Here is an 11214-nt window from a genome sequence, read left to right on the forward strand (position 1 = left end):
TATCGCCTCCGGGTACTGCTGAAGAGGCAGCCTTATAGTTGGCGCCGTTTTTAGCGGCCTCATCTAAAGGGTATGGGAACCTGCGCGGGATGGTTCCGTTTGTCGCGTTTCCAGGGTAAACTACTGGTGTCAGTACCGGAAAGCCGCTTCTTCTCCAGTTTGACCAGGTCTCATAGAAATCGAGCATCGTATTGGCATGCAGCCAGTATTGGGTATTGATCTGCTGCAGGCCGGTTAGTGCCACATAAGGGTGAGCAGTCACAAAAAGGTCCGCAGTTGCATCTGATATGGCAAGGCTTGCATCGTATTGTCCCAGATAGGTAATTGCGGCTTTCACTCCATTTGCGTAATGTGTAGCTGCGGAGCCTCCTATGGCCCATCTTTGTGCGGCCTCAGCGATTAACAGTTCGCTTTCCGCATAGGTCAGGATAAAGGTCAGCCCGTCTCTTTTAGTCATTCCCGGATTGGGAGAGGAATAGTCAGGGAAAGTGGTGTATGAGGCGTCCTGTCTGACATCCCTTCCGGCAATCCCGCTCAGGTCCTTGCCATTGGGCATTCCTTTTTGTACGGCAGGATTGGCATCAAATGCTGTATTTTGGTCTTTAGAAGATTCATTCAGGTACAGCTTGGTTACTGCTACTTTACCCAGTCTCGGGTCTCCGCTGGTTTTGAGCAGGTCAATAAAGGTTTTGGACCATTTTACATAGTAATTCTCCTGGCCCCCGTCTCCGAGCAATACCTGGCTGTTCCTGTTTTGGGTTACCCGTGAGCCTGCGACATCGTGCTTGACAAAAGCATTGTCGGCATTACTGGTCATTGTATTTGCTATTGCCTTTTGTGCAAATGCCTTAGCGGTGTTTTCATCGATCTTTGTGAGTCTCATTGCTATGCGCAGCAACAGCGTATTGCCAAAGCGTTTCCATTTGGGGATATCGCCCTGATACAGTGCATCACCTGTCACTGCATCTCCCCCCGTTCCAAGTGCGGCCGTTGCTTCCTCCACCTCTTTCAACAGATCTGAATAAATTGCCTGCTGTTTATCATATTTAGGGTTCAAAACGCCGGTGTAAAAACCAAGCCCCGCCTCGGAATACGGCACATCGCCATAAAGATCTGTTAGCCGTTCAAATACCAGTGCCTTCCAGATTCTGGCAACCTGGCGCAGGTTGGTGTATTTTGTTTTCCCTTTGGTAAACTCTACCACATCTACGATTGGCCTTACCTGTTCTATATAGGCACCAACTGCGTTATTGCCCCAGTATGCGGCTGTATAACCTTCGTTTAGCAGATATTTATCCCCTGCCCAGTAACTGATTACTGAGGACAGGCCCTGCATCATGGTGCCTGAATAGATCAGGTTTCCTCTCCAGGTATCATACGCAAAATCGATACTTCCTGTGTAGTTTAGCTGAGCGGTCGTAAGGGTATAATTGGGATCAAAATTTGTTGGCCCGTAGGCGACCGGGTTTGTATTTATGTCTTTAAAATCTTTGGTACAGCTTGCCGCTGCAAAGATGATGATAAGCAAAAGACTATATATTTTTATGCTGTTCGTTTTCATTGTTCTTTCTGTTTAAATGATTAAAGCTTAACACTTAGATTGATACCGAATGTCCTGACTGGAGGCACACCACCCAGTTCTAGTCCCGGGAAGGTGGCATTATAGCTCGATTCCGGATCAATATTGTCTGTTTTCTTCATTAAGATGAACAGGTTTCGGCCGACTAAACTTACATTCAGTCCCTTTATTTTATTATTAAACAGTTTTGCGGGAAAGTTGTATCCCAGCGTCATTTGCCTGAACTTGATAAAGCTGGCATCCTGAACGAATTTATGCGAGGCATTGTTAGCAGTGTTGAGGTAAAAATCTGCGGCTGTGTTGCCCAGGGCCTCCCGGTTTTCAAGTGTTGCTTTGTGCAGGCCAAAAACATAACCATAATAGTCAGTAGCAGAGAATACCTTTCCGCCCCATTTTCCATCCAGAAGGAAGGAAAGGGTGGCTCCTTTGTAAGTAAACTCGTTGTCCCATCCTGCAAACCATTTGTTGAAACCAGATCCATAAGATTTCAGCTCTCCTCTTTCAGGTGCACCAAGTGCATCCTTAAGCAGTTCTCCATTGGCGCCGTACTTGAAATCGTATGCCATGATCTGCAATGCCGATTTTCCAGGTATATTCTGTAAAAAACCTACACCTGATCTTGAAGTAGCAACAAGTTGCGATGGTACACCATCGGCAAGAGAAAGCACTTCGTTTTCGTTGTAGGTTCCATTCAGAGAAGAAGTCCAGCTAAAATCCTGATTTTTCAGGATTATGCCTCTGATTAAAGCTTCTACACCTTTGTTTTCAACTTCTCCTGAATTCAGTACAGCACCGGCATATCCGGTAGTTGGCGAAGTGGTTGAAAATATAATTTCATTCTTGGATATCTTTTTGTACCAGGTCATGTCCAGGTTCAGACGGTCTTTAAAGAACCTCAGCTCCGCTCCGACCTCGAGTTCTGTAGCTGTTGATGCTTTCAGGCTTGAATTCGGAATCTCTATGTTGCTGATGTTACCCATTGGTTTCCCGTTTATTGTTTCACTTCTGAAAGCATAAGTAAGAAGTGTTTTATAGGGGTCTGTTGATTGCCCTACCATCGCGTAACCTGCCCTGATCTTACCGAATGACAAGGTTTCAGAATTTAACAGCTCAGAGAACACGAATGACCCGCTTATGGACGGGTATACTACATTGAGCTTATTGTCTTTTCCAGGTGTGGCCAGGGTAGAGAACCAATCTGATCTTGCACTTCCTGTAAGATAAAGGATGTCTTTATAAGTCAGTTCCAGTGTTCCGTAGACGGAGTGCGTCTCGGCCTCGCTTTCACTGTAGTTTACCGATTTATTCTTGGCATTCAGGATGTTATAAACTCCAAATATCGCGAAATCTGTACCATTATTGGTAGTTTGACTAATCTGTGTGTTTCTTAAGCTGGCACCTATGTTGGGTGTAATCGTGAAATCATTTTGTACGGTGAACGATTTGCCCAGTAAAACATCGGCGTTTACATCTGCAAATTTAGTACGCTGTTCAGCAATTTTGCCGGCCGCATAGTAAGCAGTACCTGAGGGAACTACATTTTTGTAGGTATCATTGTAAGCATCACGTCCAGCCCGTGCCTGCAGAAACAGGCCATTGTCGAAGGTATACCGGGCATTGAATGAGCTGATCTGACGGTCACGTTTCGTATTGTTGACAAACTCGTTGGCAGCAAACCATGGATTGGTAGCAAAATTGTTCCCTTTGTTATACTGGACCTCATTGCCCGCATCATTTTTCCAGGGTTTAAGTGAATTGATATCAACACTGCTAGGTAGAAAAACGGCATTATAGTTTGCATTACCTGCACCATCTGAGACCATTGGTCTGTTTTTAGCTTGTTCCAGGATATAATTTACACGAGCGTCTATGGTTAGTCTTTTAACCGGGTCAAAAGTGCCGACCAGATTGAAAGATTGTCTGTTCAATCCGGAATTTGGAACAATTGAATTGCTGTTGACATCGTTTGCTGAAAATCGCAGGGTACCGCCTTCGAAGCTCTTATTTAAGGCTATAGTGTTAGACCAGGTCCCACCGTCTTTATAGAAATTCTCAATATTGTCTTTTTGCGCGGCATATGGTCTCGATACCCCATCAAACTGCACAACGCTACTGCCGTCCAGTTTACCTCCCCAGCTAGATCCTCCCACCTGAGCTGCAGCAGCGGCATCTGCCGGTTTAGTGCCATTGGCGCCTTGCCCAAATACGTACTGCCAGTCGGTCCTGTCCATAACCTGCTCAACTACATAATTGCTATTGAACTCAATGCCATTGCCTTTCCCGCTTTTGGTGGTGATCAGGATTACTCCCGCTTTAGCCCGATAGCCGTAAACTGCGGAGGCTGCTGCTCCTTTTAATACTGAAATACTCTCTATGTCATCCGGGTTCAGGTTGCCGATTGCATCTCCCAGATCGGGGGCATTGTCCCACTGGCTTCCAGAGTTCCCATTAGGGTTTGTGTTGTTCAGACCAATGGGCTTATTTTCCATCGGCACTCCATTGATCACATACAATGGCTGATTAGACTGGTTGAGACTGGATACCCCGCGAATGACCACACTTGTGGCCGCTCCCGCACCGCCTGCTGTAGAGCTGACGTCCAGCCCGGCTACCTTACCCACCAACGAGTTCGCTATATTGATCTCCCTTGCCCGGGTCAGCGATTCACCTTCTACCTGGGTAACTGAATATCCAAGTGCCCGGCGTTCTCTTTTTACACCCAAAGCGGTTACAACTACTTCATTCAGTAATTTGGTGTCTTCTCTCAGTACCACATCCAGGGGAGTCTTGCCATCTACAGGTATTTCTTTCGACTCAAATCCAGCGTAGGAAATTACCAGGACTCCATTTTCAGGAACTGAAATGATAAACCTGCCGTTGATGTCTGTGGATACTCCCGCACCGGTTCCCTTCACCCTTACTGTGGCTCCGGGCAGCGGATTCCCGCTGCCGTCTTTAACCGTACCGCTTATTTTCACATCCGCCTGGCGGCTGATCACGATAAGGCCGCCATCGGAAATGGAATATTTAAGGTTGGTGTTGTTAAAGATCGCAGACAGTACATCTGAAACTAATGTGTTTTTCACGGTCAGCGTCACATCTCTGTTTACCGGTACGCTCGAGGTACTGTATACAAAATGATAATCACTCTGCTCTTCTATGATCTTCAGCACTTTGCTCAATTTAGTTTTGGTCACGTCAAACGAGATCTTTTGCTGTGAAAAGACCGTTGCCGAGACATTGAGACAAGTAATAAAGATAATAATACAGGTCAGCTTCATTAAAATAATGAATTTTAAGAGCGCTCTATAATCAAGGCGCGCTTGCAGTAAGTAATAATTAATCATATTTTTGTTTTTTTGGTTGCTATAAGTATTTGGCAGCAATCTGTTTCCGCATAAAACTGCCATTTGCGTGATCAAAAATTTATAAGGGACGGTGCGTCAACACCGTTCCTTTTTTATTTTGATATGGTGATCTGTTTTCCTTTTATCTCATATTTAAAATGTTCTGCTTTTTGTAATGCGATCAGTACTTCTTCAATGGTTTCGTCATTAAATGTGGCGGTGAAGCGATATCTTTCAATATCCTTATCGTCAAGCCTGATATCGACATCATACCATCTTTCCAGTACGCTCTTCAGGTCACAGAAACTCTGGTCGAGGATCTCCAGCTGGTTGCGGGTCCATGCCATTTCGACGATGGTGCTGTCGTTAACTTTGGTGTATTGGTTGATGGTGATCTGAGGGTGACTCTCTGCTGGTTTCGCTGTGGTCTTTATACCAGGTCTTGCAAGTTCTTTTTTGTAAAAGGTCACTTTCTGGCTGGGTTTCATAATTATGGAGTTCCCCTTGCTGCCTTTACCTTGCATCACGATCACCCCTTTGATCAGAACGGCTTCAGAGGTAGCCTCATCGGGGTATACTTTCACATTGAAACTGGTACCCAGGACATTGATGTCAAAATCAGAAGTATGTACCTGGAAGGGCTTGTCTTTATTGTGCTTTACATCAAAAAATGCTTCCCCCACCAAATTCACTTCTCTTTTGCTTTCGTTAAAATCTTTATTAACGGTCAGTGAGCTTTTGGCGTTGAGCAAAACTACAGATCCGTCAAGCAAAGTAATTTTTTTGCGTTCGCCGCCCCCGGTGATAAAACGGGCAATTAAATTTTTCTTTGGTATATCTGCTTGCCGGCTATTCCTGTATAAAATGGAAACACCTGCGATCAACAGGACTGCTGCAGCAATGCGCAGCCAGGTATAGTTTTTATGGATAGGGATAATATGCTGTTCTTCTGAAAGGGATATGCTTTCTTTCAGCCCATCCATTTGCTGGTTCAGCGGCTTTTTATTTCCGCTCAATATGGTGTAGAGACGGCGCGCTTCTCTGATGACATGGTCCTGTTCAGGATGCTGTTTAATATAATTTTCCCAATAAGCAATGCAAAGCTTGTCTGTACCCGCACAGTACAGCTGAAATGTGTTATCTACCAGGAAGTCTTCGACATTAAAAAGACTACGATCTATCATAATACTTGCGTTTATAATAACAGTGCCTGAAAAGTTCTTTTTTTCCTAAGAAAATTTTACTTTTTTTTATTCTGGCGCACAAATATTTGCTCTTTGGTCTTTTGACAGCTGAAATTATCAGTCTTTGAGTTCTTTCCTGAGTACTTTTAGGGCGTCGTAAACGGTATTATATGCAGTTTTGATGGTTTGATGGGTTTGCTCGGCTATCTGTTCGTAGCTGAGGCCGTCAAAGAATTTTAAATGGATCAGCTGTTTTTGTCTGAAGGTCAGTTTTTCCAGTGCGCTCTTTAGCCTGTACCTAACCAGTTCGTCGGTCTGAACTTTTACGATGAATTCTTCATAGGACATCTCCATCCATTCTCCTTCGGCCCCTGCATTTTGGAGTGCGTCGCTGATCTTGCGTTTGCGTTCGAGCATGCGCAGGATCTTTCTCTTCAGAAAAGTCCGCAGGTAGGCAGGCACATTGTCAACCCGGTCTAACTGTTCGCGTTTTTGCCAGATGGTGATAAAAACCTGGTCAGTTGCTTCACCTGATGTTTCGGCGTCACCACAGACCCGGATGCCGAAATTGACAAGTTCATAGTAAAGCGCTTTATAAAGATCGAAAAATGCATCTCTATCGCCTGTACGTATACGCTCCCACAATAAATGATGCACAAGCTTATTGTCCATTGGTTTGGTTTAGGTTATCGCAATGTTAAGACTTTTTTGGAGTAAACCAATTGTTATCTGGCTTATTATATTTTCAGCTTAGCTTTATAGTCAGTGGGGATCATCTTAATAAAATGCTTAAAGTTTTTATTAAAATTAGTAAGGTTGTTATATCCGCATCTAAAGCAGATCTGGGAAATATCAAGGTTATCATCCATGAGCAGTTTACATGCGTATCCGATCCTGATTTCATTGACAAAGCTGGAGAATGTTTTTTTTGTCTTGCTTTTAAAGTATTTACAAAAAGCCGGCGATGTCATATTCGCAATTGAAGCAATGTCATCAAGTTTGATCTTATCGGTAAAATTGTTCATGACATACTTGTAGATTTCATCGATTTTTTGAACATCAGTCTGGTTGTAGTTGGCTGAATAACCCTGACTTGCCAGGCTTTCATATTCTTTGGACAGGTATATGAGTTCTAAAATCTGCAGGATAATAATTATACTGCCCAGCCCCCGGGATTCCCTTAGTTTTAGCACATGTTTAATTACCTTCTCTTGTGTTTTGCCTATTATCCTGACCCCTCTTTTTGCGATGTTCAGCAGTTCTCTTAATTGCGTGAAATCGGGAGAATTGAGGTGATTCTCTGTAAGCCAGTCGGGATGAAAATAAACTACGATTGCATCAATTTCAGATTTACCTTCACAATAATCTTCATTAGGGTAGGAGGCGTGCGGTAAATTCGGGGCCATTAAAATTAAGTCTTTATCGGAAAAATATCCAATATTGTCGCCGACAATTCTTTTCCCGCTTCCTTTGAGGATTAAGGCAAGCTCAAAGGCATTGTGAAAATGAAACTGGTCATTTAACTTCTTGGTTCTGATTTCTTTGACGAAAAGAGAACCTCTCAACAGAGATCTTACATCTAATAATAATGGCTTCATAAATATTAAATCTCCCGCTTAACTTTATTAAGATAAGAAACATCTGTTTAAAAATCGAACTATTTGTTGTTGAATTCATATGCCATCATACCTGTTGAGCCTGTTTTTTTTGCTACAAAGAGACATCCTGCAAGCGGCTGATGATACAGGTCCTCGTTTGTAAGTCCTGCACGGGCTGTTGTAATATAAAGATCCTGCAGATTTTCTCCTCCAAAAACACATGATGTGACTTTTGCTACCGGCAATAAAATTGACTGAATTAACTCTCCTGTCGCCGGGTCGTACCTGGTCACTTTCCAGCCATCCCACATTGCAATCCACAACATGCCGTCTGTATCGATGGTCATACCGTCAGGATATCCTTCCGACTCCGGAAAATTGATAACAGTCCTTCTGTTACTGATTGCTCCGGCGGCGATGTCAAAATCATAGGCAACCACCTTTCTTGTCGGTGTATCTATATAGTAAAATGTGGTATGATCCGGACTCCAGGCCATGCCATTCGAGCAGCTAACACCTTTTATTTTTAAGGAAACGGAAAGATCCTGCTCCAGTACATAGACACTCCCTGCATTGGCTTTATTGGAGAAGGCCATGGTTCCTGCCCAAAATCTGCCTTTGGGATCACATTTACCATCATTAAACCGGTTACCGGGCAAATGCACCTCGGGGTCTTCAATGTGCCGGATAGTCCCCTTTTCCAGATCTACTGTCGCAAAGCCGTTTTGAAGTGCAGCTATAAGCCCACCTGAAGTTGTCAGGCAGATGGCACCAATCATTTGCCCGATGTTTGTCGCCTTGTGTTTCTTATTTTCAGGAAAGAACTGGTGTATCCTGCCTTCAGTGATGTCTACCCATAGGATCCGCCGGTTTCGCGCATCCCAAACAGGGCTTTCGCCAAGAATGCACATATGACTGGTTACTACTTTCCAGCCTTTCACCCTTTGATTTACCAATCTCGTGATAGTTTTCATCTTTCCGTTCTTAATCCGGTCTGCGGTAAAAGTTTAATTGCTGCTCTTTTTATTTAAAAAAAGTTCTATCTCTTCCAGGGACTTGCCTTTGGTCTCCGGGATTTTTATCTGTACAAATAAAAAGCAGATAAAACTCACCGCAGCATGGATGCCAAAGGTGAGTGGCATGCCAAAACTGGACTTCATCACAGGGAAAAAGGACAGTGCAAGGAAGCTTGATATCCATAATGACAATGTTGCCAGTGACATGGCGTTACCTCTGATGCGATTTGGAAAGATCTCTGAAAGCAAAACCCAGGTAACCGGGCCCAGTGTAGCAGAGTATATAGCTACTGCGCCAAGTACAAAGCACAGGATCCAATATCCCGGTAAAGCAAGGTAAAATGAAATCGCTATTGCAACTCCATTGATACACAGTAACGCTGAGCCATATAGCAATAATTTCTTACGACCGGCCTTATCAATTGTAAGAATGGCCACAAAAGTGAATATTAAGGTGATCAGTCCGAGAATTACGGACTGGAGAAATGCAGTATCTTCTGCCACATTTGCCTGCTTAAATATCTCCGGACCATAAGCAAAGACCGGCCCAAGGGTAATCTGTGAAAAGACAGCTATCATTATTCCAATCACTACTGCCTTTTTAGTTTTTTCTTTAAAAAGATCACGGATGTTTTCTTTTATTTCCCGGGAAAAGCTACGGCGAATTGCCTGACATTCTGCCGCCGCATAAACCGTTCCTCCTATTCTTTCCAAAATCCGCATACCTTCTTTTTCATGATGCTTCCTGATCAGCCATCTTGGACTTTCAGAAACGAAGAGCAATCCAAAAAAGAATAAGAGTGCCGGAACCGATTGAGAAGAAAACATCCATCTCCAGTTATTCTGACCTGTGTCCAGCAAGAGGTAATTGGACAGATATGCCAATAGAATCCCCAAAGTAATGGCGAGCTGATAGAAGGCGACCAGACGTCCCCGCAGGGCTGCAGGAGACATTTCAGCGATGTACATGGGGCATACCATTGCAGCAAGTCCTATTGCTATACCGCTGAACAACCTGAAGATGATGAAAATCGGAAAATCACCGGCCCAGCCTGTCCCTACGCCCGTGATGGCAAATAGTATAGCGCTGATGATGAGCAGTTTTTTACGTCCAAGGTCGTCGCTGAGTTTTCCCGCACATAACGCGCCGATTGCCGCACCTATGTTAATACAACCTACAGCTAATCCCGTCTGCAGTTCATTTAGCTGAAATTGCACCGTGAAGAAATGAATTGTTCCGGATATAATTGCCAGATCAAACCCAAACAACAACCCTCCCAGAGCCGCAACAGCACTAACAAGATAAATATAATTGCGATTGTAGGTGAAATCACCTGCTGCGGAAGGTAGATCTCCCAATAATATTAAGGCCATTTTACACTTAGTTAATGATCACCAAAAATCCTGTTATTGAGTTGCGTCATTGTGGGTTAAGAAATCGGCTTTCTCTGTAAGACCCGCATCTCCGGCACTGAGTAATGCACTGTCAGGTACGATGCTCAGGGGAATTAAACAGGATGCAGATTTTTCATTATAAGGAATATTAGACTGCCTGTTATAGGCCGAAATAAGCGACCAGCGGGATTGGTCTGACAGGTTTGCTTCTGAACGGTGCAGGACGTTTGCGTGAAAGAACAGGGTATCCCCCGGCTTCAGTTCAACATAGATCAGTTCCATTGTTTTCAGGGCAAGGTCGACATATCTTTGTGAAGCACCGGCCTGCTCACCCGCAGAGCCATGCTCAACCCTTCCCATTTTGTGAGAGCCTTTAATTACCTGCAGGCATCCATTTTCTTTAGTTGCCTCCGTAATGGCCACCATCACGGAAATCATCTGATCCGGAAACAGGAATTCATTTTTATACCAGTAACCGTAGTCCTGATGCCATTCCCAGGCTCCTCCTACTTTAGGTTCTTTCTGCATTAGCTTGGAGTGATAATGGCAAACAGGGGATTCTCCGTCCATTAAATAACCGACAGCAAGGGCTATCCTTTGACTTCGGGTCAGCAGGCCATAGACGTCATCACCCGGAGTATACCAAAGCGCCAGCTTGGTCTTTTTCCCCGATTGATCGTTCAGGTCTATGGAATGCCTGCTAATTGCATCATCTTCTATCGCTACATGATATAGTTTAGAAACTTCTTTTTCGTTAAAAAAACCATGAAGAATCAGATAACCATCTTCCTGATAGGATGTGATCTCTGCGTTAGTTAATTGATGTGTCATACCTTTAATTATTAGACATTAAATGTTTGTATTTTTTATTTTTCGGTCTGAATAAAGATCGGCATTGCTGAAAAGAAGGGCATTGTTAAATTTATCCAATGCTTAAACTATTTTATCTTTAAAGGGCAAACCTCCTTTTTATAGTATCCATCATATATTTATTGATTTCCCATTGATCTGCTATGGGCCGGCTGGTGAAAGGAAGCTGCACCATATACGGGAACGGACCAAATTCCGGCGTGATCGTAACTACCGGGTCCTCTG

The 11214-nt window shown here is 43.8% G+C and carries 8 protein-coding genes; all 8 read right to left on the bottom strand.

All coding sequences use genetic code 11. From position 1 onward, the window contains the following. Nucleotides 1-1561 (bottom strand): SusD/RagB family nutrient-binding outer membrane lipoprotein (locus VK541_RS02880; protein WP_324366741.1); only part of this gene is annotated, 1561 nt, incomplete at its 3' end. Between the two features lie 20 nt (nt 1562-1581). Further along, nucleotides 1582-4860, bottom strand: a complete 3279-nt coding sequence (locus tag VK541_RS02885) for a SusC/RagA family TonB-linked outer membrane protein (RefSeq protein WP_324366743.1) — start codon at nt 4858-4860, stop codon at nt 1582-1584. Between the two features lie 179 nt (nt 4861-5039). Then, entirely contained in the window at nt 5040-6110 is a 1071-nt protein-coding gene (locus tag VK541_RS02890) for a FecR family protein (RefSeq protein WP_324366745.1), read from the bottom strand. 117 nt (nt 6111-6227) lie between these two features. Continuing rightward, nucleotides 6228-6782 carry an RNA polymerase sigma factor gene (locus VK541_RS02895; RefSeq protein ID WP_324366747.1) on the bottom strand — a complete coding sequence of 185 codons (555 nt, stop codon included), beginning with the start codon at nt 6780-6782 and terminating at the stop codon, nt 6228-6230. A gap of 65 nt (nt 6783-6847) precedes the next feature. After that, a complete protein-coding gene (locus VK541_RS02900; RefSeq protein ID WP_324366749.1) occupies nt 6848-7708 on the bottom strand; it encodes an AraC family transcriptional regulator in 861 nt (286 codons plus the stop codon). A 59-nt stretch (nt 7709-7767) separates the two neighbouring features. After that, entirely contained in the window at nt 7768-8682 is a 915-nt protein-coding gene (locus VK541_RS02905) for an SMP-30/gluconolactonase/LRE family protein (protein WP_324366751.1), read from the bottom strand. Nucleotides 8683-8715: 33 nt separating this feature from the next. Then, nucleotides 8716-10098 carry a sugar porter family MFS transporter gene (locus VK541_RS02910; RefSeq protein ID WP_324366753.1) on the bottom strand — a complete coding sequence of 461 codons (1383 nt, stop codon included), beginning with the start codon at nt 10096-10098 and terminating at the stop codon, nt 8716-8718. Between the two features lie 33 nt (nt 10099-10131). Further along, nucleotides 10132-10950 (bottom strand): phytanoyl-CoA dioxygenase family protein, encoded by an 819-nt coding sequence (locus VK541_RS02915; protein WP_324366755.1) that lies wholly within the window; start codon nt 10948-10950, stop codon nt 10132-10134. Between the last annotated feature and the right edge of the window lie 264 nt (nt 10951-11214).

This window comes from Pedobacter sp., from assembly GCF_035317785.1.
Classification (GTDB): Bacteria; Bacteroidota; Bacteroidia; order Sphingobacteriales; family Sphingobacteriaceae; genus Pedobacter.

Bases quoted from the DNA above. Each gene is read 5' to 3' on its own strand.
- VK541_RS02885 (WP_324366743.1), bottom strand. From the start codon at position 4,860: ATGAAGCTGACCTGTATTATTATCTTTATTACTTGTCTCAATGTCTCG.
- VK541_RS02890 (WP_324366745.1), bottom strand. From the start codon at position 6,110: ATGATAGATCGTAGTCTTTTTAATGTCGAAGACTTCCTGGTAGATAAC.
- VK541_RS02895 (WP_324366747.1), bottom strand. From the start codon at position 6,782: ATGGACAATAAGCTTGTGCATCATTTATTGTGGGAGCGTATACGTACA.
- VK541_RS02900 (WP_324366749.1), bottom strand. From the start codon at position 7,708: ATGAAGCCATTATTATTAGATGTAAGATCTCTGTTGAGAGGTTCTCTT.
- VK541_RS02905 (WP_324366751.1), bottom strand. From the start codon at position 8,682: ATGAAAACTATCACGAGATTGGTAAATCAAAGGGTGAAAGGCTGGAAA.
- VK541_RS02910 (WP_324366753.1), bottom strand. From the start codon at position 10,098: ATGGCCTTAATATTATTGGGAGATCTACCTTCCGCAGCAGGTGATTTC.
- VK541_RS02915 (WP_324366755.1), bottom strand. From the start codon at position 10,950: ATGACACATCAATTAACTAACGCAGAGATCACATCCTATCAGGAAGAT.